The 23,515-nt window shown below is 58.5% G+C and carries 23 protein-coding genes and 2 pseudogenes; 16 read left to right on the forward strand and 9 right to left on the reverse strand.

Features of this window, described 5'->3' with window-relative positions; genetic code table 11:
* On the forward strand, positions 1-333 hold a 333-nt coding region (locus CAI21_RS24115; protein WP_220348593.1), incomplete at its 5' end, for a hypothetical protein.
* A 78-nt stretch (positions 334-411) separates the two neighbouring features.
* On the opposite strand, the gene CAI21_RS16495 is transcribed toward CAI21_RS24115, so the two are convergent.
* Positions 412-1,188, reverse strand: coding sequence for a ferredoxin--NADP reductase (locus CAI21_RS16495; RefSeq protein ID WP_116303301.1), 777 nt, complete (start codon positions 1,186-1,188; stop codon positions 412-414).
* A gap of 124 nt (positions 1,189-1,312) precedes the next feature.
* On the opposite strand from CAI21_RS16495, the gene CAI21_RS16500 reads away from it, so the two are divergent.
* The 3 genes from CAI21_RS16500 (at position 1,313) to CAI21_RS16510 (ending at position 3,937) form a co-directional block, all read left to right on the forward strand.
* The gene (locus CAI21_RS16500; RefSeq protein ID WP_116303302.1) at positions 1,313-2,194 is read left to right on the forward strand and encodes a LysR family transcriptional regulator; all 882 of its coding nucleotides are present in this window, start codon (positions 1,313-1,315) and stop codon (positions 2,192-2,194) included.
* An 82-nt stretch (positions 2,195-2,276) separates the two neighbouring features.
* Positions 2,277-3,023 (forward strand): SDR family oxidoreductase, encoded by a 747-nt coding sequence (locus CAI21_RS16505; protein WP_116303303.1) that lies wholly within the window; start codon positions 2,277-2,279, stop codon positions 3,021-3,023.
* An 86-nt stretch (positions 3,024-3,109) separates the two neighbouring features.
* Positions 3,110-3,937: an SAM-dependent methyltransferase gene (locus tag CAI21_RS16510; protein WP_116303371.1), complete on the forward strand. Its 828-nt coding sequence runs from the start codon at positions 3,110-3,112 to the stop codon at positions 3,935-3,937.
* Here CAI21_RS16510 and CAI21_RS16515 read toward each other — a convergent pair whose 3' ends face one another.
* From CAI21_RS16515 to CAI21_RS16525, 3 genes and pseudogenes are all read right to left on the reverse strand, one after another.
* Positions 3,938-4,132 carry a hypothetical protein gene (locus CAI21_RS16515; RefSeq protein ID WP_116303304.1) on the reverse strand — a complete coding sequence of 65 codons (195 nt, stop codon included), beginning with the start codon at positions 4,130-4,132 and terminating at the stop codon, positions 3,938-3,940.
* 26 nt (positions 4,133-4,158) lie between these two features.
* A complete protein-coding gene (locus CAI21_RS16520) occupies positions 4,159-5,910 on the reverse strand; it encodes a cation:proton antiporter (protein WP_116303305.1) in 1,752 nt (583 codons plus the stop codon).
* A gap of 94 nt (positions 5,911-6,004) precedes the next feature.
* A pseudogene (locus CAI21_RS16525) lies at positions 6,005-8,287 on the reverse strand (acyl-CoA dehydrogenase); the annotation flags it as partial.
* A gap of 295 nt (positions 8,288-8,582) precedes the next feature.
* Here CAI21_RS16525 and CAI21_RS16530 point away from each other — a divergent pair.
* The 3 genes from CAI21_RS16530 to CAI21_RS16540 all read left to right on the forward strand — a co-directional run bounded on the left by CAI21_RS16530 (position 8,583) and on the right by CAI21_RS16540 (position 11,053).
* Positions 8,583-9,191: a TetR/AcrR family transcriptional regulator gene (locus CAI21_RS16530; protein WP_220348595.1), complete on the forward strand. Its 609-nt coding sequence runs from the start codon at positions 8,583-8,585 to the stop codon at positions 9,189-9,191.
* 114 nt (positions 9,192-9,305) lie between these two features.
* The gene (gene rnk, locus CAI21_RS16535; protein WP_116303307.1) at positions 9,306-9,719 is read left to right on the forward strand and encodes a nucleoside diphosphate kinase regulator; all 414 of its coding nucleotides are present in this window, start codon (positions 9,306-9,308) and stop codon (positions 9,717-9,719) included.
* A 143-nt stretch (positions 9,720-9,862) separates the two neighbouring features.
* Positions 9,863-11,053, forward strand: coding sequence for an alpha/beta hydrolase family protein (locus CAI21_RS16540; RefSeq protein WP_116303308.1), 1,191 nt, complete (start codon positions 9,863-9,865; stop codon positions 11,051-11,053).
* A gap of 172 nt (positions 11,054-11,225) precedes the next feature.
* Here CAI21_RS16540 and CAI21_RS16545 read toward each other — a convergent pair whose 3' ends face one another.
* Entirely contained in the window at positions 11,226-11,585 is a 360-nt protein-coding gene (locus CAI21_RS16545) for a hypothetical protein (RefSeq protein ID WP_116303309.1), read from the reverse strand.
* Positions 11,586-11,948: 363 nt separating this feature from the next.
* On the opposite strand from CAI21_RS16545, the gene CAI21_RS16550 reads away from it, so the two are divergent.
* The 9 genes and pseudogenes from CAI21_RS16550 (at position 11,949) to CAI21_RS16580 (ending at position 19,698) form a co-directional block, all read left to right on the forward strand.
* Positions 11,949-12,239, forward strand: a complete 291-nt coding sequence (locus CAI21_RS16550) for a helix-hairpin-helix domain-containing protein (protein WP_116303310.1) — start codon at positions 11,949-11,951, stop codon at positions 12,237-12,239.
* A gap of 214 nt (positions 12,240-12,453) precedes the next feature.
* Positions 12,454-16,356, forward strand: coding sequence for a DUF3683 domain-containing protein (locus tag CAI21_RS16555; RefSeq protein ID WP_116303311.1), 3,903 nt, complete (start codon positions 12,454-12,456; stop codon positions 16,354-16,356).
* Between the two features lie 137 nt (positions 16,357-16,493).
* Positions 16,494-16,925 (forward strand): hypothetical protein, encoded by a 432-nt coding sequence (locus tag CAI21_RS16560; protein WP_220348597.1) that lies wholly within the window; start codon positions 16,494-16,496, stop codon positions 16,923-16,925.
* The gene (locus CAI21_RS23290) at positions 16,915-17,091 is read left to right on the forward strand and encodes a hypothetical protein (protein WP_181919485.1); all 177 of its coding nucleotides are present in this window, start codon (positions 16,915-16,917) and stop codon (positions 17,089-17,091) included. Before CAI21_RS16560 ends, CAI21_RS23290 begins: the two co-directional genes overlap by 11 nt.
* Positions 17,092-17,133: 42 nt before the next feature.
* Positions 17,134-17,628: a hypothetical protein gene (locus CAI21_RS24120; RefSeq protein ID WP_220348599.1), complete on the forward strand. Its 495-nt coding sequence runs from the start codon at positions 17,134-17,136 to the stop codon at positions 17,626-17,628.
* Positions 17,629-17,933: 305 nt separating this feature from the next.
* On the forward strand, positions 17,934-18,449 hold the full coding sequence (locus CAI21_RS16570; protein ID WP_116303314.1) for a ClbS/DfsB family four-helix bundle protein: 516 nt from the start codon (positions 17,934-17,936) through the stop codon (positions 18,447-18,449).
* Between the two features lie 247 nt (positions 18,450-18,696).
* Positions 18,697-18,882: pseudogene (locus CAI21_RS16575) on the forward strand (IS3 family transposase); the annotation flags it as partial.
* Between the two features lie 61 nt (positions 18,883-18,943).
* Complete coding sequence (locus CAI21_RS25135) at positions 18,944-19,105, forward strand: hypothetical protein (protein ID WP_258868976.1); 162 nt, start codon at positions 18,944-18,946, stop codon at positions 19,103-19,105.
* 2 nt (positions 19,106-19,107) lie between these two features.
* A complete protein-coding gene (locus CAI21_RS16580) occupies positions 19,108-19,698 on the forward strand; it encodes a class I SAM-dependent methyltransferase (RefSeq protein WP_258868977.1) in 591 nt (196 codons plus the stop codon).
* Positions 19,699-20,409: 711 nt separating this feature from the next.
* Here the strand turns inward: CAI21_RS16580 and CAI21_RS16590 are convergent.
* The 4 genes from CAI21_RS16590 to CAI21_RS16605 all read right to left on the reverse strand — a co-directional run bounded on the left by CAI21_RS16590 (position 20,410) and on the right by CAI21_RS16605 (position 22,949).
* Positions 20,410-20,709: a CcdB family protein gene (locus CAI21_RS16590; protein ID WP_258868978.1), complete on the reverse strand. Its 300-nt coding sequence runs from the start codon at positions 20,707-20,709 to the stop codon at positions 20,410-20,412.
* Positions 20,709-20,954, reverse strand: coding sequence for a type II toxin-antitoxin system CcdA family antitoxin (locus CAI21_RS16595; RefSeq protein WP_116303316.1), 246 nt, complete (start codon positions 20,952-20,954; stop codon positions 20,709-20,711). The genes CAI21_RS16590 and CAI21_RS16595 overlap by 1 nt, the downstream gene beginning before the upstream one ends.
* Before the next feature lie 319 nt (positions 20,955-21,273).
* Complete coding sequence (locus tag CAI21_RS16600; protein WP_116303317.1) at positions 21,274-21,555, reverse strand: putative quinol monooxygenase; 282 nt, start codon at positions 21,553-21,555, stop codon at positions 21,274-21,276.
* Positions 21,556-21,668: 113 nt separating this feature from the next.
* Positions 21,669-22,949, reverse strand: coding sequence for a serine hydrolase domain-containing protein (locus CAI21_RS16605; protein ID WP_258868215.1), 1,281 nt, complete (start codon positions 22,947-22,949; stop codon positions 21,669-21,671).
* Between the last annotated feature and the right edge of the window lie 566 nt (positions 22,950-23,515).

The following is a 23,515-nucleotide window of genomic DNA, read 5'->3' on the forward strand; positions in this document are numbered from 1 at the left end:
GGCGACCCGGAGGCGCTGCCCCGCTGCGCGGGGTTCCCTGCGCTTCTCGGGGCTTTCGGGGTTCGCCCGACAGGCCTTTGTCGCTGCGCTATCCTGCTCCGCGCCAAAGCCCAGGGCGCACATCCGTGTGCGCCGCTCGGCGGGACAGGCGTCCACCGGACGCCCGTCGCTTTCCGCCTCGCCCCTGGCCTGACGGTCGAATGGCCGCCCTCCCTGGCGGCCACCCCTACGGGGCCTAGTCCGAAAGCCCCTGCGATGCTCGGCAGCGCCAATGGGCAAGAGCAAGACCCTTCGATCCACGCCTTCCCAAGGCACAAACACCAACCCGGCTAACAGCGTCAGGCGGGTTGGGGATGGCAGAGGCAGTGAACGAAGCGCACAACAACTATCTCGAATCGAAATTTCCCGCGCTTACTTCTCGACGAAAGCACGCTCAATCACATAATGACCGGCATGGCCCTGATGCTTGGAAGCCTCGAAGCCGCGCTCGTCGAGCATGGCGGTGACGTCTTTGAGCATGGACGGGCTGCCGCAGAGCATGGCGCGGTCATGTTCCGGGTTGAGCGGCGGTAGGCCGAGGTCGTCGGTCAGCTTGTTTTGCTCGATCAACGTCGTGATCCGGCCCTGGTTGCGGAACTCTTCGCGCGTTACCGTCGGGTAGTAGACCAGCTTCTCGCGGATCTCGTCGCCAAGATACTCGTGCTCAGGTAGCTCATACTGAATATAGTCGTGGTACGCCAGTTCGCTGACGAAACGCACGCCGTGTACCAAGATGATCTTGTCGAAGCGCTCATAAGCTTCCGGATCTTTGATGATGCTCATGAACGGCGCAAGCCCCGTGCCGGTGCCGAACAGGAACAAGTTTTTGCCAGGTAGTAAATCGCCCAGCACTAACGTGCCAACCGGCTTGCGGCTGACCAGCAGGTTGTCGCCTTCTTTAAGATGCTGCAGACGCGAGGTTAACGGCCCGTCAGGCACCTTGATGCTGAGGAATTCGAGGTACTCCTCGTGGTTAGCGCTTACAATGCTGTAGGCGCGCATCAAAGGTTTGCCCTCGACTTCGAGGCCGATCATGACGAAGTGGCCGTTCTCGAACCGCAGGGACGGATCCCGGGTGGTACGGAAGCTGAATAATGTGTCGTTCCAGTGGTGGACGCTCAGCACTTCTTCCTGGTTCACGCTCGCCATGGCAACCCTCATCGACGTTGGCAAGTGACTCACTTGCGGGATTTTTCATTGGGTTGATTCTACTGTAAACGCATCCAATCGGTAAAATGGGATAAATAGATAGACGTAACCGGAAAATTCGATAATGCGCTATTCCTTTCGACAGCTCGAAGTGTTTCTGGCCGCTGCGCACTACGAGAACATCACGCGTGCCGCGGAAAGCCTCTCTATGTCGCAATCGGCAGCGAGCAGTGCTTTGCGGGATTTGGAGCAGCAGTTCGATGTGCAGTTATTCGACCGCGTCGGTAAACGATTACAGGTCAACGAGCTGGGACGCTCGCTGCGCCCGCGCGCCGAAGCGCTGTTGGAGCAGGCGCGAGAATTGGAAGCTGCCTTGTCCGGACAGTCGTCGTTCGGGCATTTGAAAGTAGGGGCAACCTTAACCATCGGCAATTACCTCGCGGTCGGCATTATGGCGCGCTACATGGGCGAGCAGGCCGGGGCAACGGTCTCGCTGGAGGTTGCCAATACGGCCACGATTGCGGGCAAAGTGAGCCGCTTCGAGCTGGATGTCGGCTTGATCGAAGGCGAATTGCACGATCCCGATTTGGAGGTGTTCCCCTGGCGCGACGATGAACTCATTGCGTTTTGCGCACCGTCGCATCCTTTGGCCCAATGCGAGCGGTTAACCGACGAGGATTTGCTATCCGCCACCTGGATTCTGCGCGAGCCGGGCTCCGGTACCCGCCAGACCTTCGACCGGGCGATGCACGGCCTATTGCCGGAACTGAACGTGCTGTTAGAACTGCAACATACCGAAGCGATTAAGCGCGCGGTGGAAGCCGGTTTGGGAATCGGCTGCCTGTCCCGCGTGACCTTGGCGGAGGCGTTCCGCCGCGGCAGCCTAGTGCCTTTGCCCGTGCCGCACCGGGATTTCCAGCGCCGCTTTTACTTTATTCTGCACCGGCAGAAGTTTCGCAGTCCCGGCATCGAGCGTTGGCTCGAACTGTGCGGAGAGACGGGGTAAGTCTAATACATTAAATTCTGCTAATGTTTTGGCCGCCTGATTACTTGCATACAACAATGAGAATACGCCGAGGAGTTATGCGATGAGGAAAAATATACTCATAACCGGCGCCAGTTCCGGGCTCGGGGCTGGTATGGCGCGGGAGTTTGCTGCTCGGGGAGCCAATCTCGCGCTATGCGCGCGGCGGACGGAGAACCTCGAAGCGCTGAAGGCGGAGCTTGCAGCCAGCCACCCTGATATCCGGGTGTCGATCAAAGCGCTCGATGTCTGCGACTACGAGCGTGTCTTCACGGTTTTTCGCGCCTTTCGGGATGAGTTCGGGACGCTGGATCGGGTTATCGTCAACGCCGGCCTAGGTAAAGGCAAGTCGCTCGGTACCGGCTATTTCTACGCCAATCGCCAAACGGCCGAAACCAACTTTGTGGCAGCGCTGGCCCAATGCGAAGCGGCACTGGAGATTTTTCGCGAGCAAGGCGAGGGGCATTTGGTTGCCATTTCCTCCATGAGTGCCATGCGCGGCATGCGTGGCAACATCACGACCTACGCTGCCACCAAGGCCGGTTTGGCCGCGCTGGCCGAGGGGATTCGAGCCGACGTGCTGGGCACGAATATAAAAGTGTCGACGATTTTCCCCGGCTACATTCGCAGCGAAATTAACGAGAAGGTAAAGAACACGCCGTTCATGGTCGATACCGAAACGGGGTGCCGCGCGTTGGCGAAAGCCATCGAACGGGAACCGGCCAAGGCTTGCGTACCGGCGTGGCCCTGGGTGGCGGTCGGCTTTTTGATGCGGCATCTGCCGCTTAAATGGGTAGCCCGTATGGGCTGAGCGAATGCCGAACGTAGGTCTGTGTCGACCGCAGGCCCGACAGGTATAGGCAATTCCTTCATTCGACCTGCAGGAGGTTTGTAGTGGTGTCGTCCCATTCCCAGATTGAGCAACATTATGGTCAGGACGACCTCAAGCAAAAACTACTTAACGCCTTGCAGGAAGCAGGTAAGAACCCGGAGGCCTTGAGCCGCGACGATATCGCCGGGTTCGAAGAGTTTCATATCCGTGGCCGCCAGGCAACGCGCGAACTGGCTACGGCAATGGAGCTTGGGGCGGGGATGCGGGTGCTCGATGTCGGCTGCGGTATTGGCGGTCCGGCGCGGACGTTGGCGAGCGAGTTCGACTGTGAAGTAACCGGCCTCGATTTGGTGGACGCCTACATCGAGGCCGCTACCGACTTAAGCCAGCGCGTGGGCCTTGCCGATAAGTTGAGCTTTCGACAAGGAGACGCCGCGGCGCTGCCGTTCGACGATGCAGCGTTCGATGCCGCGTTGCTTGAGCATGTTTCCATGAACATCGCCGACAAAGCCGGTTTGTTCGCCGGGCTTAAGCGCGTGTTACGCCCCGAAGGCAAGCTGGGGCTTTACGAAATCTGCGCCGGCGAGCAGCCTTCGCCGCATTATCCGGTGCCCTGGGCGGGAGACGAGACGATCGATTTCTTAAGCCCAGCCACCGAGCTACAAGCGGCCGCCGAGCAAGCGGGGTTTACCGTACTCGCTTGGCGGGATATTTCCGAGGTTGCGTTGGCTTGGCTGCGGAATATGCAAGAGGCGAGGGCAGATCGACCGCAGACTTCGCCGTTAAGCCTGAACCTGTTAATGGGAGAGGCCGGCGAGGAGAAGACAAACAACATTCTTCGCAACCTCGAAGAGGGCCGCATCGGTATTGTGCAGGCCGTGCTGCAAGCCTAGTCATAAGCGATGTAAAGCTTCGTCCACGCGCTCGGCAATCAATGCACTGGCTTGGCGGCTGATGGCCGGCGGCAGCAAGCCCACGGCGGTAAGCTCGGCCAGTGCGTCTTCCGAGGAGACTTGCGCCAGCATATCGGCTTGTCGGCGACGCAGGTCGTGGTGCTTGCGGGCGACGGTGCGGTCCAGGGTTTGCAATTGTCGCTCGGCATCGCGCTCCCAGTTTAAAAAACCGCCTTCGCATCGCGCACGGCAGCGGTTTGCATATTAGGTAAGCGCTCCAGCAGGTCCAGCGCTTCCAGAGTGCGTCTGGCCGCCAAGCGGCGGGCGCTGGCTTCGGCATAGGCAAGTTCATGGGCGTCTTCTCCCGCCGGTGGCGGTAGCTTCGCCGTAAGAGCCTCTATGCAGTGATCGAACCACGGGCGGTGGCGCTGGCGAGCGGCAAGGCGTACCCGATCCAGGCTGACTTCTTCGATTTGGTCGTCCACTTCATGTAAGAGCGTGCGCGCAACGGGGGCGGGTAACAAGCCGGCATCGCTTAGTCGTTGGTATACTTGCCGTTCCACCGCTAGCCCGCGGCGCACCGCGACATGCACCTCTTCCTCCGGTGTGAGTTCAATTCGAATAAGCTCTTGATAGGTGCTGCTGTCTAGTTTCTCCAGCGCTTCTTCGATGATCGGTTCGCGCAGCGACAACTCCCGCAGCCGCTCCTGCGCAGCAGCAATTCCGGTGAGCCGAGCGCCTAAGGTTAAGAATCGGTCGGCGCGACTGGGTTCGGTAAGCCCTAAGCGCTCTACTAAGCGGCCGATGGACGTGGCGTTAATCAGCAAAGTGGCCAGCACGACACCGCCTGTCATTGCGATGAACAAGTCCCGCTCGGGCAGGGTTTCGGGTAAGGAGAGTGCCAAAGCCAATGCAATCCCGCCGCGTAAGCCGCCCCAGATGAGCACGGCTTCGTTGCGCCAGCCCACCGGCGGGATGCCCGCCAGGCGTTGTACCAGGTAAACCAAGGGCACGACCGCCACGGTGCGGGCAATCAGCGCGATCAGGATAATCGCGAGGATAAGCGGGCCGTGCGTAACAAGTAGGGCCGGGTCGATCGCCAGGCCGATGAGTAGAAACAGCAGAACGTTAGCCACATAGGCCAGCCCGACCCAGAACACGCCGCCGGTCTTACGCGCTTCGGCGCTGGCCCGAGTGGGCGCTAGCGCACCGACCACAATGCCTGCGCCTACCGTGGCCATCACACCGGAGATGGCCAGTACGTGCTCCGCCAGTACAAAGCTGCCATAAGCAAGCGCTAGCGAGAGTGCAATCGGCGAATAACGATCCAGCCAGGGGAGAATAAGCGCGGCCAATAGCCCCAATATGGCGCCGATGACTAATCCGCCGAAGAACACCGACAGGAAGCCGACCAGCCCTTCGCCCAAGTCGAAGGTCGCGCCGAGTGCGACGGCGAGCAGAATATTAAACAGCACAACGACGATGCCGTCGTTCAACAAGCTTTCGCCTTCGATCAGAATAAGCAACCGTTTGGGCACGCCCAAACGGCGGAATATGCCGACGACGGCTACCGGGTCGGTCGCCGAAATCATCACCCCGAATAGTAGCGCTGCCGCGAGCGGTACCGCGAACAAGACATTTAAGCTAAGCCCGATGAGTCCGGCGGCGATGGCCAAACCCGGTAAAGCCAGCGCGAGAATCGGCAGTAAGTTACGGAAGAAGGCACGGCTGGCTAAGGCGAAGGCGGCTTCGAAAATAAGAATGGGAAGAAACAAATAGGCAACGACGTGTTCGAACGCCGGCCCATGCAGCGGTGCTTCCAGCCCGTAGGGTTGCCCGATCCAACCGGCCAAAAAGCCCACAATGGCGAGTAAGGCGGTAAGCGGTAGCCGTATGTGCTGCGCCAGCACGCTGAGCAACACGCCCGCCAGCAACAGCGACGATAGTATCAGTAGCCAATTCGGTAAGCCCATATCTCACGATATGGGGTAGGCTGGGCCGTTAGGCCCAGCATCGTTTAGGGGCCTAATGGAGCCTAAACGCCCAGCCGGCGCGATGGACGGCCCTCTACTCGCTCTCGGCCGCTTGCTTCTTCGTCGCGGCCTTACGACTATTGGTCCTGCCGTTGCGGCGGGTATTCATCCGCCGGGTATATTCTTGCGGCGTGAACTCGTCAACCTCGTAAGCCTCCAGGCGGGCCGCTTCGGCGTTGCGGATCTGCTCGGCCTCCGCTTCCGTGACGATCCGCGCCTCAACCGCTTGCTCCAAATGCTCCTGCGGTCGGCCGCGTGGAATGCGGCCCTCTTTCTGCGCCTTGTGAATTTTGACAATCAGCGGCGTGCACGCGCTAACCAAGCGCCAAGCATGGAGCAAGCGGCCCAGGCCGGGCTCGGTAGCGCCGGGTAGATAAACGTGCTCCATCAAGCGATCGTACTGTTCGCCGGGTTGCTGGATAGTCCGCGCGGCCGGGGCGTTGAGTTTATCCCGTACGCCGGTGCCGATGGGGTTGATACGCAGCCACAGCCGCCCCGGCCAGCGCATCAGGCCGCCCAATACCGGTACCGGGAAGTTGTTGTAAATCTCTTCGAAATGGCGTTGGATCTCGCCAAGCATATAATCCAGCGACCAACGCACCAGAATAAGATCCTCTTCTCGCTCGCCCTCGGCTTCGAAGCGGCGCAGGGTGGCGGTGGCAAGAAACATCCACGAGAGAATGTCGGCAAAGCGGCCGTTGAGGTTACCGGCGGCTTTTAGTTTTGCGCCGATGCCGAACATGGCCAGATCGGTCAGGAGCGCGAAGCGGCTCGAAGTCCAGGCAAGTCGGCGGTAATGCGTTGCGGTCGGGCCTTTGGCGCTTGGCGCGCCGGTCAGGCCGCGGGTGAGGCCGCGCGTCGCGGTGCGGCCGAAAGTCGCCAAGAAATGCCCGGCCCAGCCGAGTAAAGATTGGCGAAAGGCATCGGCGTCGTCTTCTTCGACGGCCGCCATTACTTTCAGCGCATAGGGGTGGCAGCGCACGGCCCCCTGGCCGAACACGATTAGCGTACGGGTGAGGATGTTGGCGCCTTCCACCGTGATGCCGACGGGGCTATTGATATAGCTACCGGCTAAGAAATTGTTCGGGCCGCGTACAACGCCGGCGCCGGAGATCACGTCCATGCCGTCGGTAACCAATTCGCGCGCAAGATCGGTGGCGCGGTATTTCATGATGGCAGAGATCACAGGCGGGCTCTCGCCGCTGTCGATCGCGCCGCAGCCATAGGTACGCATCGCCTCCAGCGCGTAACTGAGCGCCGCCAGCTTAGCGACCTTGGCTTGCACGCCTTCCATCATGCCGATGCTGATGCCGAACTGTTCGCGAATGGCGCTGTACGGCCCCACGGATGCCGCCGCGTGCTTGGCCGCTCCCACGGCGCCGGCGGGCAAGGAGATGGCGCGGCCGCCGGATAAAGTCTCCATCAACATGCGCCAGCCTTTGCCGGCGTAGTCCGGCCCGCCGATGATGTTATCGACGGGTACGATCACGTCCTTGCCGACCAGCGGCCCGTTGGGGAAGGGGGCAATCGGTTCGTGGTGCTTGCCGCTGTCAAAACCGGGCGTGCCCTTCTCCAGCAGAATGCAAGTAATACCCGGCCGCTCGCCCTTACCGAGCAGGTTGTCCGGATCGTGCAATTGCACGGCGAGGCTGACAATATCCGCAATGGGGGCCAAGGTAATGTAGCGCTTACGGAAGTTGAGCTTGATTTTGAGCTCGCCGTCGGTGTCTTTGAACACTTCGCCTTCCGACTTAATCGAGGCGGCATCGCTGCCGGCGGTCGGTTCGGTGAGGCCGAAACACGGAGTGAGTTCGCCCTTGGCGAGGCGGCGCAGGTACTTATCTTTCTGCGCCTGCGTGCCGTAGTGCGCCAACAACTCCGCCGGGCCCAGCGAGTTAGGAATGGTAACGATGGTGCTCACCGCGCCGGTCGCCGGCCCGAGCTTGCCCATGATAACGCTCTTGGCGAAAGCGCCCATCGGCTTGCCGCCGTATTCTTCCGGTACATTAAAGCTATAAAAGCCTTGTTCGCGCAGATAGGCCAGGACGTCTTCCGGTAGTTCCCGCGTAACGTCTAATTGCCAAGCGTCGACCCGGCGGCAGACCTCTTCGGCCGGACCTTGCACCAACGCCCGCTCGTCCTCGGTCAGGGTCGGGTAAGGCGCTTGACGTAGGCGCTCGATGTCCGGGTTGCCGGAGAAAAACTCGCCGTCGACCCAGACAGTGCCGGCTTCCAGAGCCGCTCGCTCCGTATCGGACACCTTCGGTAGCATGCCCTTGGCCTTAATCGTATTCATTAGCGCTTTGAACATGGCTTGTCTCCTTAATCGACGCGGGCACCGTCGTTATTTAGGCAATGGGTTGTCGTCGCTGTTCCGTATGGTGATGAATTGCTTACAGACAATAGAGTTTATTGAGCGCTCGGCTCCGTATGTAGCGATAAACCTTTGTCCGAGGCGTAATTAGGATTACCTTCCCCCTGCTATTGCTACTGCAATTACCTTACGCTATGCAAGTCGCTCGCCGCTTTGGTCTTTCATGCCAATGACTTGCCAAAATAAAGTATCGACTTATGTTGGATAGCCAAGATTACGCTAAGGGGAGGTTCTACGCGTGGTAAGCGAGGGAAATCGCGCGCTGCGGCGGGTGCCGGAGGGCGCTACCGCACAGCGTATCGAAGCTGCCGTGCTGCGCTTGTTTTCGCAGCACGAATTTCATCGCGTAAAATTGATTGAAGTCGCTCGCGAAGCACGAGTAAGTCTGCAAACGATTTACAAATATTACGGCGATAAAGAAACCCTGGTTTATGTGTGTCTCGATCGTTGGCTATCGAAGCTAACCGGCCGCATGATCGACCACCTGCGGGGCATTGCTACCTACAAAGACCGCTTACGCAAAGTCTACTGGGTCGTCATGGACTTCTTCGAGTCCAACCCCGATGTTGCCCAGCTTATTATCACCTCCACCTATATAGATGCATGGCGTCGCCATGACTCCTTCCGGCAGGATGAGTTAATGGGATTATTGCTTAAGGTCCTGCGCGAGGGGAGAGATCGGGGCGTGCTGAACGAAGAGGTGGACGAGACGTTTTTGCTCGATTTCATGCTTGGCGTAATCCAGCGGGTGGTCCTCATGTGGGTGCTGCGCGGGCGGGAAGAGCCTCTCACCGAACAAGCCGACATACAGTTTGAAATGCTTTGGCGCGCTATATCTAAAAGTTAATCTTAATCAAGTGCTTGGCACTTTCTGCTCGGCACGCTAACGAATGGGACTTGGTTTATTGCCAGCGTCAGGCAAAATGGTCCTTTTGGACGCGAATTTGAAGGAGATGTGATTGTGGCCGAGCTGCCGAATATCACGGTGTCGTCGCTCGACTTAGAGCGTATCGAGGCCTTGTTGGATGAACTGCCGCCTAATGCGGCTGCGCAGCTGAAGGGGTTGGAAGAAGAGCTGGAGCGGGCCGAAGTGCTCGAGCCGGAGGAAATTCCGCCTACCTTGGTCACGATGAATTCCACCGTTCGCTTTGTCGAAGAGGAAAGCGGTAAGGAGTTCGAGTTGACGCTGTGTTATCCGCATGCGGTCGACGGCAAGCCGGGCAAGGTATCGATTCTGGCGCCGGTCGGTAGCGCATTATTAGGCTTATCGGTTGGGCAAGTCATCGACTGGCCGCGGCCGGATGGTCGCTCGATCCGGGTTCGCGTTGTCGACCTGATGTACCAACCGGAGCGCGCCGGCGACTACAATCGCTAAACGCCTGACACGGCACAGGGACGTGCCGCGCCCGCCTGCCGGGCAGCTTCTGCTGCTGTATCCTCAGTTGTGCACTGCACATCAGCGACCCACTTAGGGAGACGCAATGCGTCATAGCAGAGTGTCTCTAAAGGTAGGTAGCGATGAGACTAGTGTTCGACGATCCCGACTTCGACGGCCAACTACAACGCTCGGTGGCTAAAGAGCCTTACGGTATGGCGAACCTCGGCGAGTGCCTCGCCATTGCCAATCATATTGGCGAGGACGATACGGAGAGCTGGTTCGACGCCTTCGCCGATTTTGCGACCGACTTACGCGGTGCGGCGGAGCAGGCCGCTTTGCGCGAGCACGGCGTTACCGCGCGGGAAGAATTCCTGCGTGCGAGCGAATATTACCGGAATGCGTTTTTCTACCAGCGCGGCGATCTCGATGCGCTGCGGTTGCACGAAGCTTACGAGGCGCACCGAGCATGTTTTCAGGCCGCCATTCGCTATCTCGCTTTTCCGGTGGAAGCCGCCACAGTGCCGGAGGAAGATTTCTACATCGCCGGTTACTTTGCCGCCCCTACGGACGACGGTACGCCGCGCCCCACGCTAGTGGTGCCCAGCGGCTACGATTCCACAGCGGAAGAATTATACCCAGCCATGGCGGCGGCCGTTGAGCATGGTTACAACGCTTTCGTTTTCGACGGGCCGGGGCAGGGGAGCGTGTTATACAAACAACGGGTAACCATGCGCCCGGACTGGGAGCGGGTGTTGCCGACCGTGATCGACGTGCTAAGCAGTCGCTCCGACGTCGACAACGCCCGCATCGTGCTACTAGGGCGTAGTTTCGCCGGCTTGTTAGCCCCGCGAGCGGCGGCGCACGAGCCTCGGCTGGCGGCGTTGGTGGTCGACCCCGGCCAATACGATATGGGCGCAGCCATGCTTGAGCGCTTGCCCGCGCAAATTGCCGACCGGCTCGACGAGGATTCCCCGGAAGTCGAAGCTTACGCCAACGTCATGCTCGACCATCCGCGCTGGCGCCGTTTCTTCCTGCCCCGTATGGCGGCGCACGGGAGCACCAATGTGCTCGATTACCTACGCACCCTGCGGGACTACCACGCCAAAGGGCATGCCGAACTAATCCGCTGTCCGACTTTGGTGTGCGACAACGAAGAAGACGCCGTATCCACCCTGCAGGGTGCCACACTCTATGATCACCTAAGCAGCCCGAAAAGCTACATACGCTTCGCCTCGGCGGAGGGAGCGGCTGGGCATTGCGAGGGGCTGAATCAACCCATCTTTTACGCGCGTATGTTCGATTGGCTGGACGAGACGCTCAAGCGGCATTAAGCAGCCTCCGTCTCAAGCCTTCTGCTCTCCCGATAGGTCGGGCCATCAGGCCCGATGCCTTCTCCTCGCAACAAAACAAAAAAACCGGCCACGAAGGGGACGTGGCCGGCGAAAGCGGAGGTTATGCACCTCCAGAGGAGAGACGTTAGCGGCGAGCGCTTTACCCAACCGATTAGGTGTTGGGGTTTTGCGCCGGGGCCGAACCGGCCACCACCGACACCGTGCTCAGCGGAGCAGTCATGAAGCCGTTGTCCACCAGGTTCTGGGTCAGCAGATCAAGCTGAGCCTGCTGGCGCGGCAGCTGAACCGTGTGGGTTACCTCAGCGGCCGGCAAGGTCAGAAAGCCGGATTCCACTGCCACCGCTTCAACGGCATCCCGCGGCTCGGCAGCGGTGCCGCGCACAACGACGCTTTGCTGAACTTCCGGAGCCAGGAAGCCAAGCTCGATCAGGTGCTGATCCAGAGCATCGGAAGCGGAAGCGCTGGTAGCAACAAGGCCGGAGATAAGGAGAGCAGCAATTTTCAGTTTCATAGTAAGTAACCTCTTTTAAGTAGCTTTGGATGAATCTTTCTGTACAAACGTGCTTGTATGTATGGATGCTATACTGGCATGGAAAGACAGGTCTGTCTACCCCTTTTTCAAAAAATTTTACCCCCCGCGTGCGCCCGCTAAAAACGGCGCAACAGGAGGAGAGGATGGGAAGGACACACTCACTGGGCGAGCTTGTGACGTGAGATCGATAAATGTCTGAAAATGCCCCCATCTTTATCACTAAGACGGCTGCCGAAAGCGCGCGCGATGGCAGTCAGCGGCAGCCTGCATGGTGCTATGCCGGGCTTATAGCCCGCGCTCGCAACCGTCGCGCATAGGTACACGAATTGAAGGGAGGCGGTTATGGATCGCGACCAGCTATCCCGCCTGGAACAACTGCCGAATATCGGCCCTGCGGCGGCAGCCGAGTTACGGCGGCTCGGTATTAATTCGCCGCAAGCCCTCAAGGGGAGGGACCCTTATGACATGTATGCCGAACTTTGTCGGCTTAGCGGTCATAGGGAAGACCTCAGCATACTCGACGTATTTATTAGCGTGGTGCGTTATATGGACGGCGAGCCGGGGCAGCAGTGGTGGCGTTACACCGAAGAGCGTAAACGCGAACTGGCTGCGCGCCGACAAGCCGAGTACTAGTGGCCGCAGCCCCTGCAAGCGGTTGCTGGCAAGGGCTGCGGCTGTTTCGGCTAATAGAGGTTAGGTCGTTACGGAAGGGTTTAAGTTGCTTCCGTAACGGTTGCGTCACAGAAAATTAAAGCGTTTTCTCATCAACCCGCTACAGAACCGGCGCTCACGCTGGTAGAATGCGCGGTCTTCACTTTCTAACTTGCAGATACGCCGCGCGAGATCTATGACCAGCACTGCCCGGATTCGTGAGATTCCATACAACTACACCTCTTTTTCCGACCGCGAGATCGTCATCCGCTTTCTCGGCGAAGAGGCCTGGGACACCCTGAACGAGCTGCGCGCCACGCGCCGTACGGGCATTTCCGCCCGTATGCTGTTCGAAGTGCTCGGCGATCTGTGGGTGGTCCGCCGTAACCCGTATATTCAGGACGATCTTCTCGGCAACCAAAAGCGCCTCACCGCGCTGGTCGAAGCCATGGAGCATCGCCTCGAACAAATCGAGCAGCGCGCCGAAGGCAACGCCCAAGCACTCGACCTGGCCAAGCGCGCCCGCGATGCCGTGCGTGCTTTCGAGGCGTGGTTCCCCGCCATGCGCGAGCGCCGCAAGCAAGCATTGAAGGCGTTCACGAAACACACGCGGGACGACAACATCGCCTTCGACGGCTTAGCCCGCGTTTCCCACGTGACCGACGCCACCGACTGGCGCGTCGAGATGCCCTTCGTCGTCCTCACCCCGGACACCGAAGAGGAAATGGCAGGCCTAGTGCAGGCCTGCTTCGACTTGGGGCTGACCGTCATCCCCCGCGGCGGCGGCACCGGCTACACCGGCGGTGCGGTTCCGCTAACGGAAGACTCCGCCGTCATCAACACGGAAAAACTCGAAGCGCTGGGCCAAGTCGAGCTCAAGCGACTGCCGGGCGTGGATAAAGACGTCGCCACCGTGCGTTGCGGCTCTGGCGTGGTGACCCGCCGCGTGTCGGACCTTGCCGTCGCCAACGGCTACGTGTTCGCCGTCGACCCCACCTCGCAGGACGCCTCCACCATCGGCGGCAACGTCGCCATGAACGCTGGCGGCAAAAAGGCCGTACTGTGGGGCACCGCGCTCGACAACCTCGCCTCCTGGCGCATGGTCACCCCGGATGCCGACTGGATCGAAGTCGAGCGGCTGGACCACAACCTGGGCAAAATTCACGACCAGGAAACCGTCCGCTTCCGCGTCACTCGCTTTAAGCCGGACGGCAAAACGCCCAAGGCCGAGCCGGAAGTGCTTACCTTCCCCGGCAAACTGTTCCGCAAACAAGGCCTGGGCAAGGACGTTACCGATAAATTCCTCGGCGGCCTGCCGGGCGTGCAGAAAGAAGGCTGCGACGGGCTCATTACCTCCGCCACCTTCATCCTGCACAAAATGCCCAGCTCCCTGCGCACCGTCTGCCTGGAGTTCTACGGCGAAGACTTGCGCGACGCCGTACCGGCCATCGTCGAGATCATCGACGATCTGAAAAAAGACGATCAGGTCAAACTCTGCGGCCTGGAGCACTTGGACGAACGTTACGTGCGCGCCGTCGGCTACAGCCCCAAAGGCGCCCGCGGCGAGCGGCCGAAGATGGTGCTTATTGCCGACGTCGGTTCCGAGAACGAAGAAGCCTGCGCCGCCGCCTGCTCGCGCATGGTGCGGCTGGCCAACGCCCGTAACGGCGAAGGCTTCATCGCTGTCTCCCCCGAGGCGCGCAAAACCTTCTGGGCCGATCGCTCGCGCACCGCCGCCATCGCCCGCCACACCAACGCTTTCAAGATCAACGAAGACGTGGTGATCCCGCTCGATAAACTCGCCGAGTACAGCGAAGGCATCGAGCGCATCAACATCAAACAATCGATCAAAAACAAAATCCGCCTCGCCCGCGAAATCCGCGAGTATCTGGAAGGCGGCCTGCCGGAGCTGAGCGCCCGGCCGGACTACATCGGCCGCGAAGACCTGGAAGGCACCGCCGAAGGCGGCAGCATCGTCCAGCGCAAACAGCAAGCCTCCATCGACTTGCTGCACAAAGTCGAAGCCCGCTGGCAGGGCATCCTCGACAACCTCGACGGCTCGGCGCACGAGTACGACCACCTGCTCGACGAGCGCGCCCGTGCCGACCGCCGCGCCGACGACACCCTCGTCCAGCTACTGCTGCGCCGCACCCTACGCATCTCCTGGAAAACCGACATCCAGCGCCCGCTGCGCGACATGTTCGACGGCCAGGACTTCGAGCCGGTGCGCCGCAAGCTGGAGGACATCCACCAACAAGTACTCTCCAGCCGTCTCTTCGTCGCCCTGCACATGCACGCCGGCGACGGCAACGTGCACACCAATATCCCGGTGAACTCGCACGACTACGACATGATGCACGAAGCTGAACGCATCGTGGACGAAGTGATGGAACTGGCCAACCGGCTCGATGGTGTCATCTCCGGCGAGCACGGCATCGGCATCACCAAAATGCAGTACATGGACCAGAAGGTCGTCGACAACTTCACCGAGTACAAGCAAAAGGTCGACCCCGAAGGCCGCTTCAACAAAGGCAAACTGCTGGCCGGCTCCGGCCTCCAAAACGCCTACACGCCGAGCCTGCGCCTGGTGCAGCAAGAAGCGCTCATCCTCGAGCAAAGCGAGCTCGGCGCGCTGAACGACGACATCAAAGACTGCCTGCGCTGCGGCAAGTGCAAACCCGTGTGCACTACCCACGTGCCGCGGGCGAACCTCTTGTACTCGCCGCGTAACAAGATCCTCGGCACCGGGCTGATGATCGAAGCCTTCCTCTACGAAGAGCAAACCCGGCGCGGCATCTCCATGCACCACTGGGACGAAATGAACGACGTGGCGGACCACTGCACCATCTGCCACCGCTGTCTCACCCCGTGCCCGGTGAACATCGACTTCGGCGACGTCACCGTGCGCATGCGCAGCATCCTAAAAGAGCAGGGCAAACGTCACAGCAAGCCGCAAGCGGCTGCCGCGATGGCCTTCCTCAACATCAAAGATGCCAAGGCGATCAACGTCATGCGCACCGGCATGATCAAAGGCGGCTTTGCCGCCCAGCGCCTCGGCCACGCCGTGTTCCGCACCGCAGGCTTCAGCAAAGCCAAGGTCGACACCAAACTCAGCGACCGGCCGCGCTCCACCGTCGGCACGCCGAAAGGGCTCAAAGGCATCCCGGTGCAAGTCGTCAACATGGTCGACAAGCCCATGCCCAAGGCCAAGAAAGTCTCGCAAAAGACCTCGCGCGCCCTGCTGGGCCTGGAAGACGACAAATACGTCCCGATCGTGCGCGACCCGCAAAAGGTCAACGACGACTCCGACGCCGTCTTCTACTTCCCCGGCTGCGGCTCCGAGCGCCTGTTCGGCCAGATCGGTATGGCCACCATCGCCATGCTGTACGAAGCCGGCGCTCAGACCGTACTGCCGCCCGGCTACCTCTGCTGCGGCTACCCGCAAACCTCGGCCGGCGACGTCGACAAAGGCAACCAGATCACCACCGAAAACCGTGTCCTGTTCCACCGGGTGGCCAACACCCTGAACTACATGGACATCAAAACGGTGATCGTCTCCTGCGGCACCTGCATGGACCAGCTGCTCAAATACCAATTCGAGCAAATCTTCCCCGGCTGCCGTTTGCTGGACATCCACGAGTACCTGCTGGAGAAAGGCTTCAAGCTAGGTGGCGAGGGCGATACGAAGTACATGTATCACGACCCCTGCCACACCCCGATGAAGACCTACAAGCCGCAGGACGTCGTCAACCAGCTCATGGGCACGGACGTTAAAATGAACGACCGCTGCTGCGGCGAAGCCGGCACCTTCGCCGTCTCCCGTCCGGACATCGCCAAACAGGTCCGCTTCCGGAAAGAAGAAGAGATCAACAAGGATCTCACCACCCTCACCGGCGAACCCGTGGCCGAGAAAGAAAAGGTGAAAATGCTCACCTCCTGCCCGGCGTGTTTGCAGGGGCTTTCGCGGTACGAAGGCGACACAGGGATTGAGGCGGACTATATCGTCATTGAGATGGCGAGTAAGTTGCTGGGTGAGAAGTGGCAGGATGAGTTTGTGGAGAAGGCGAGGAGTGGGGGGATTGAGAAGGTGCTTCTCTAACTTGAGTAGGGGCCGCCATGATGGAAAAGGAACCCGAAACGCCCCACGTCATCGTAATCGCAGGCCCTAACGGCGCAGGTAAATCGACAACTGCGCGTTAGGGCTGCCGCAGGCGCTGGGCCTTTGCGAGTTCGTCAATGCGGACACGATTGCTCAGGGGCTCTCGGCATTTCAGTCAGATGCTGTCGCAGTCCAGGCCGGGAGAATTATGCTTGATCGTCTCCAGTGGCTTTGCGCGCTGGTTGGCCGACCTGCGCACGAAAGGGTACCAAACCCACCTGATTTTCCTGTCTTTGCCCGCGCCAGAGCTGGCCATTAAACGCGTCGCCGAGAGAGTAGAGGCGGGCGGTCACCATGTGCCAGCGGAGACCGTTCGACGGCGTTTTCGGCGAGGGCTTGAGAATTTGTTTAGACTCTATATGCCAATCATGGATAGTTGGCGTGTTTACGATAGCTCCCCTTTGGAAGGGCCGCTGCTTATCGCGGCTGGGACGGAACGGAAAGTTGAGCTTGTTGCCGAAGCTGAATACTGGAAGCGCATCGTGGAGGCATATGGCGATGGCGGATAAAAAGAAAGACGTTGCTAAGTTGTTCAAAGACGGGCGAGAAATTGATGAGGCCATGCGCCAGGCGGTACGCGAGGCTGTGCGTACCCACCATTTGCTTGGGCGATCGGTAGTGACTTGGCGTGACGGGAAGGTTGTGAGGGTGCCGCCGGGGGCGTGTGAGCACTGATTGGACCGTAATGGTCACCAGCCCATCAGAGAGCCCAGCCGCGTGCTGGGTTTTCTGTATAGGTTCCAGGCCAAGGGAGCTAGGCGGATACAGTGGCGGGAGGAGTCTTGTTGTCGAACAGAAACAAGGGGGCATCCAGCTAAGCGCGGGGACAATTATTACGGGACGCCGATCTTAATATCCGTACCAAGTGCGCGGAAGGAAGACTACGCCATCGCGTTTGGGTTCTCCGCTAATGAAGCCTACATGGGTATCAGTGTGAGAGCTCACTTCAGGTATGACATGGGAAACAAACATCCAGCCAGATTCGAGAGGATTAATCACCAAGTTTTCCTCGTGGTGTCAGATATAGGAAATGTCTATTTTCAGGAAGCCTGGATTGACAAGATAGCGGATCGAAACTATGACGAGTTTATGGCTTTCTGGCGGAGTGATATCAATCCTAACCTTAGCCAAAAAGAGCGTAAGCTTGCCACAGAGGTTGATCTCACGATGCTCCCGAAAGCGGCTGCTGAATTCTTAGACAAAAACAACTGATCCTATAACGCCGCAGTCAGGAACGGGGTCAGTTCTCACATTCCAACATCTGGCAGACTCTCCCGCCATTGCCTAGGCTTCTAGCATCCGAGCGACCTTAAGGAGGAGGGGGAACATGGTCAGGCCCTTGCGGCTGGAGTTTGCCGGCCAAAACAAGCGGACACCCAGCCAGCCGCCCTCGGCTAACTGGATGGCAAAAGGTGGTTCACTTAGCGCATTGGGTGCCCCGCGACGCTTGTAACGAGGCGCTGCAGCCGACGGCTTCGCCGCGGCTGAGCTGGCACGTTATGTGAGTGGGGAAAATAATGTCTTCAGTTCCTGAATCAAAAGATGAGTTGCTCACAGCCATAAATTCGATATTCGCGAAACTTATGGACGACTATCGGGTCATTCCTGCAGAACTAGCACGTAAGTGTGAAATTGAAGGTAACGTTAAAGGAACACAAATTAGCGTTTGTGACACTGTCGCATATCTTATTGGTTGGGGAAAATTAGTCTTGAAATGGCATAGTTTGAAGTCGCAAGGTTTGCCAGTAGATTTCCCTGATACGGGTTATAAATGGAGCCAGCTTGGTTTGTTGGCAGTCAGTTTTCACGAACAGTATAGTGGCTGGAAATACAAAGACTTACTCAAGGAGTTGGGCTCAACAATAAACGAGATTATCTTGCTAGTTGCAAGTTTAAGCAATGAAGAATTGTATGAAACGGCATGGTATGAAAAATGGACATTTGGTCGAATGATCCAGTTCAACACATCATCGCCAATGAGAAATATGCGAGCCAAAGTTAGGCGATTTAACAAAAACAACAGGCTCCGGTAGGTAATTCACATAACAAACGGCTCAAGAGGGACTATCAACGCGTGGCGTTTCCAGTCCCATTGAACCTCGGATTACGAGGACATATATGGACGCCTCCCCGTGGTCAAGGGTGCTCGTCGATAAAGCAGTGGGTTCGCGGACAACTACCCGGCGTCTTTAATGGGGTGGCATTAGCTGGCCCCGCGCCGTGATGAGATCCGGTCCCTGACCGCCTATACAGCCACACGTGCTCGGTTGGCGACGTGTCCTGTACAAGGCCGAGGTCATCCACCGCCAGTCATGGAAGAGCTGTGAGGCGGTGGAGTTGGCCACCCTGACCTGGGCCGATTGGTTTAACCACCGCCGGTTATTGGGGCCGATCGGCGACAGGCCACCTGCCGAAGCCGAGGTGGCGTATTATCAGAAACTAGAAGCGTCCGCCGAGGCGGCGTGACTCACACCCACGAGCCTCCGAGATAACCGGGGCGGTTCAAAAAGCCCAGAGGGATACGATAGTGGACGAATTTGAATTACTTGTAGATCTGCATAAGGGCGCTAATCGTCAAGGGCCAGGGGGCGAGGCTGAGACCGAAAAGGCGATTGCACTCGCTGGCATCGATCGAGATATGCCATTAAAATTGCAGATATTGGCTGTGGCACTGGTGCCTCTACGCTGACTTTGGCTCGCTTGCTGAAAGCAAAGATTACGGCTGTCGACTTCCTTCAGGATTTTATAGATATTCTGGCAGCCAGAGCAAAGAGTGAAGGTGTTGAGGACAAAATCACTCCACTTCGCGCTTCAATGGAGCAGCTTCCGTTTGAATACGAGGAGTTTGACGTTATTTGGTCTGAAGGCGCCATCTACAACATTGGTTTTGAAAAGGGTATCGCAGATTGGAAGCGCTACTTGAAGCCGGGCGGGTTGCTTATCGCCTCAGAGATTACTTGGCTTACAAACTCTCGCCCTTCGGAGCTTCAAGATCACTGGAACAATGAATATCCCGAGATAGATACAGCATCAGCAAAGATCAAGGTGCTAGAAGAAAGGGGGTATACGCCTATCGGATACTTTATCCTGCCAGAGTATTGCTGGCTCGACAATTATTACGAGCCAATCCGCAAGAGCTTTGATAGCTTTCTGAGCCGGAATGGAAATAGTGAAAAGGCTCGGGCAATCGTTGAAGCGGAGCGTCACGAAATTGAGCTTTATGAGAAATACAAAGCGTACTTTAGTTACGGTGTATATATCGCAAAGAAGCCCAATGAGTAAAAGCCACGAGTCAGGAACGGGGTCAGATACCGTCTTCCTCTGTCAAGCGGTCTTCGGGATGAGCTGCGTGTTGAACGGTGCCTGGCGCTTGAGCGATGTGGAGTAGGGGGTCGGACCTACTCAAGTCAATGAATCCAAAAGAAACCAAGTCCCAAGGTGAGCGATTTTGACGCTTAGCGCCTCCATTCTGAGGAGAAATGGGCCTTCTAAAGCAAGCGCGAACGCAGTCGGCGGTTTAGCCGCCTGGTTTTATACGCCAAAACCCGGGCGCTAAGCATGAGAAAGCCCTAGTAAATGGGTGATTTGAGTCGGAGAATCAAAAAGTTTCACAGGTCCGACCCTGGAGAGCCGAGCAGGCGATGTTGGAATGTGGGAACTGACCCCGTGCCGACCCTTTGCCGCCGCGCTCTGCGGCATCGTTCCAGGCCTGCTAGTCTTGTTGTTCGGGTCAGCCACCAGGGAGGCGACGCCCAGGACGGGCCGCGTGGTTTTGGTGAGCTACCTGCATCATATCGTCCAGCGCGGGCACAACCGTCAGGTGGTGTTTGCTGTCGAGGGCGGCTTGTTGCCCATCCGGCGGACTGTGCTTGGTCGAGTTGCCGAATGCGGATGGGCGAGGTGGCGGAAGGCTGGCTGGATCCGGATCCCTGTTACTTGGCGTTAGGTGCGTACAAGGCCGCGCGTGCTGCGGGCGTTAAATTCCCGTGACAGCTAGATCCAGAGCTCCGACAATCTGGTCTCTGAAATGCGAGAGGGAACCAATTGGGTTTTGAGATGTTTTTCTGGCACAGAGGAAATTTGCGGGGTCAACAGTAAAAGTTCTTGGTCGGCAAAGCTGATCTCAGGCGTGAGTCCTTGCATGGCTTCGCCACCAAAGGCTGATCGTTTGCCCAAAGGGATAACGATGCGAGTTACCAACTCGCTTAGCAAGCTGCTCTGAATATCAACAAGGTATGGGTAGTGTGCTTTGCTCGTTTTACTTGGATTGGGGTATACGTCGAACTGTGCCATTAAAACTCCCTGAACTCGTCGCCGAAGCACCCATGTTGTTCGACAAAATCGTTGTAACTTTTTATCGCAGCGCGATTTTCCTTAACCCATTGTGCTGCTTCATGTTTGGAGAGCTCCTCTTTCAGGGCTCGCTCCAGGGTAGCAGACAGGTTGATGTCCAGTTCCCGGGCCTTGCGCAACAAGTCGCTATTGATTGAGAGGTTTGTCGCTTTTTTCGGTGCAGCTGCATTGTAGAGTTCGGCCATCAGAGCCTCCAAGTGGCTGTTGAATGCGTGGACTTAGTTTGTGCGCATCGCAGTGCGCATTCAAGTAAGCTACAAATGCAAGACTCTAACGTGGCGCTGGAGGCAACCGTGAAAAGCGCTACGCGCTTTCCTCGGAGCCTCTGCAAAAACGGGGTCAAGTCTGACAGTAGGACAAGCGGTTCCTGAGGTAGCGCCTGCCGGTTATCCTCCAGCAAAGGCGCGAACGACGGGCAGATAGCGCACCGTTAGCCGCGCGGTTCGGCGTTTCGAGACGGAGCAGATGTCAGCAGAATGTCAGACCTGACCCCGGACTGTGACCCTAGCCTTTCAGGTCGAAATATTCCAACTCGGGCCGGCCTGCGAGCAGAGCGGACAAATCGACGCCCATCGATTTCATGTTCTCACGGTGCGCGCCGAGGGCGTCCTTATCCGTGTACTGTTCGTAAATCATCACCAGGTCGGAATCTTCGCTCGATTGATGCACCTGATAGGCATGATTACCGGGCTCGGTCCGAACCTTTTCGGCAATACCTACCATTGCCTGAGCGAGTTCCGAGCCCTTGCCGGGCTGAGCCTTGAGTTTTGCGACAATTGCTAACATGCGTTTCTCCTTGATGACGGGCCGCTTTGGACCTCTTGGTTGACCGCCGCACAGGAGCTTTGGCGCGTCTCTATGCGGCGTTTATGGCTTCATGTCTTCGGTGGCGCGGATGTCTATTCGATGAGCGCCTGGTACGTAAGCGCACGCAGCTCGCGGCGTAGCGGGAAGGTGGAGGAGGGAACGAGCTGCGACATCTGAAGCACGATCATGTCTTCCACCGGATCGATCCAGAACTGCGTACTGGCAACGCCGGTCCAGGCGTATTCGCCGACGGAGCCGATCGTCTGTGCCCGCGCGGGATCCAGAACGATCGCGAAACCGAGACCGAAGCCCAATCCTGCGCCGTCGGACTCGGCGCCGAAGCGCGGTTGCCCCATGTCCGCGAGCGAGCCGGGGAGGTGGTTGCGGGTCATGAATTCCAGGGTCTTGCGGCCGATGATTCGGACGCCGTCGAGCTCACCTTTGTTACGTAGCATCCGGCAAAAGCGCAGGTAGTCGACCATCGTTGACGTCAGGCCACCGCCCCCCGAGAGGATCTGCACCGACCGCGCGAATATGCCGTCTGCAGGGTCCATCAACTGCAGCCCGCCCTTGGGGGCGGGGTGTATGCGTGCCGGATCGGGACCAGAGGCGGGCAAGGGAACCGCTGTTCCGGGTGTCGGGGTATACATCGCCGCGAAGCGATCGAGCTTGTCTTCGGGTACTTGAAACGCGGTGTCTACCATGCCGAGCGGCTCGAGAATGCGCTCGGCGAAGAAACGATCCAGCGATTGGCCGGAGATGACTTCGACCAGCCGCCCCAGGACGTCGGTGGCGACACTGTAGTTCCACTCCGTGCCGGGGTGGCATAGCAGCGGCATCTCCGCGAGGCGCTTTACCATGCTCTCGAGTGAGCCGCTCTTGCCGGTAGAGAACTTGATCTTGTTCGCGCGGTACATGGCGTCAACCGGCGAACTCATCATGAAGTCGTAGGTCAGACCCGCGGTATGGGTGAGTAGCTGGCGGATGGTGATCAGAGTCTTTGCCGGTTCGAGCTTCGGACCGTTAGCCGTTTCGCCAGCATAGACCTGCATATCGGTAAATTCGGGAAGAAAGCGTGCGACCGGATCGTCGAGCTGAAACAGGCCTTCTTCGTAGAGCATCATGACGGCGATGCTCGTGATCGGCTTGGTCATGGAGTAGATGCGGAAGATGGTATCTTCCGCGACCGGTTTAGCGGCCTCGACGTCCATGTGGCCGACGGTCTCGAAGAAGGCGGTCTGGCCCTGGCGGTGCACTAGTACGCTCATGCCCGGCAGGTGCTTGCGCTCGACCTTGCTCTCCATCCACTCACTGATGCGGCGCAGGCGGCTGGAGCTAAATCCCACACTTTCAGGCGTCACCAACTCAGACACGACGATCTTCCTGTTCTGCTGTTTGCCCTTGCTAGGTTACATGACGCAGCCGTCATTGTCGGCATTCTCCAGTGCAAGCGGCAGTTCGCTTCTGAGGTTGCGCAGGCATTTTGGGAAAAAACACCGTATTCGCTGGCCAGGCCGCGCATCTGGTTGGAGTCAACAGGACATATATGGACGCCTCCCCGTGGTCAAGGGTGCTAGTCGATAAAGCAGTGGGTTCGCGGACAACTATCCGGCGTCTTCAGTGGGGCTGTGCTGTCGCGCCCCGCGCCATGATGAGATCCGCCCCTGGCCGCCTATAACCCACTCGGGCTCGTTGAGCAAAGGAACGGGGTCAGTTCTCACATTCCAACATCTGGCACTCTCTCCCGCCATTGCCTAGGCTCCTAGATTCCGGGCGACCTTAAGGAGGAGGGGAACATGGTTCACTACATGACCGTCAGTCACGCCGTTCGGAAGTACGAGCAGGCGATGTTGGAATGTGAGAACTGACCCCGCGTCCCCTTCCGTTGGCAATCGCCTGCGCGATCGCTGAACAATCAGGTCAACCAGCGTAACCCTAG

Origin of the sequence: Alkalilimnicola ehrlichii (assembly GCF_003399765.1) — a bacterium.
In the GTDB taxonomy this organism is placed as follows: domain Bacteria; phylum Pseudomonadota; class Gammaproteobacteria; order Nitrococcales; family AK92; genus AK92.

What these genes read in the sequence shown, in the direction of transcription:
- CAI21_RS16560 (WP_220348597.1), top strand. Translation starts at nt 16,494, where the DNA reads ATGCGGACACGATTGCTCAGGGGCTCTCGGCATTTCAGTCAGATGCTG.
- CAI21_RS16495 (WP_116303301.1), bottom strand. Translation starts at nt 1,188, where the DNA reads ATGGCGAGCGTGAACCAGGAAGAAGTGCTGAGCGTCCACCACTGGAAC.
- CAI21_RS16550 (WP_116303310.1), top strand. Translation starts at nt 11,949, where the DNA reads ATGGATCGCGACCAGCTATCCCGCCTGGAACAACTGCCGAATATCGGC.
- CAI21_RS23290 (WP_181919485.1), top strand. Translation starts at nt 16,915, where the DNA reads ATGGCGGATAAAAAGAAAGACGTTGCTAAGTTGTTCAAAGACGGGCGA.
- CAI21_RS16590 (WP_258868978.1), bottom strand. Translation starts at nt 20,709, where the DNA reads ATGGCACAGTTCGACGTATACCCCAATCCAAGTAAAACGAGCAAAGCA.
- CAI21_RS16600 (WP_116303317.1), bottom strand. Translation starts at nt 21,555, where the DNA reads ATGTTAGCAATTGTCGCAAAACTCAAGGCTCAGCCCGGCAAGGGCTCG.
- CAI21_RS16540 (WP_116303308.1), top strand. Translation starts at nt 9,863, where the DNA reads ATGAGACTAGTGTTCGACGATCCCGACTTCGACGGCCAACTACAACGC.
- CAI21_RS16545 (WP_116303309.1), bottom strand. Translation starts at nt 11,585, where the DNA reads ATGAAACTGAAAATTGCTGCTCTCCTTATCTCCGGCCTTGTTGCTACC.
- CAI21_RS16555 (WP_116303311.1), top strand. Translation starts at nt 12,454, where the DNA reads ATGACCAGCACTGCCCGGATTCGTGAGATTCCATACAACTACACCTCT.
- CAI21_RS16570 (WP_116303314.1), top strand. Translation starts at nt 17,934, where the DNA reads ATGTCTTCAGTTCCTGAATCAAAAGATGAGTTGCTCACAGCCATAAAT.
- CAI21_RS16505 (WP_116303303.1), top strand. Translation starts at nt 2,277, where the DNA reads ATGAGGAAAAATATACTCATAACCGGCGCCAGTTCCGGGCTCGGGGCT.
- CAI21_RS16520 (WP_116303305.1), bottom strand. Translation starts at nt 5,910, where the DNA reads ATGGGCTTACCGAATTGGCTACTGATACTATCGTCGCTGTTGCTGGCG.
- CAI21_RS16595 (WP_116303316.1), bottom strand. Translation starts at nt 20,954, where the DNA reads ATGGCCGAACTCTACAATGCAGCTGCACCGAAAAAAGCGACAAACCTC.
- CAI21_RS16500 (WP_116303302.1), top strand. Translation starts at nt 1,313, where the DNA reads ATGCGCTATTCCTTTCGACAGCTCGAAGTGTTTCTGGCCGCTGCGCAC.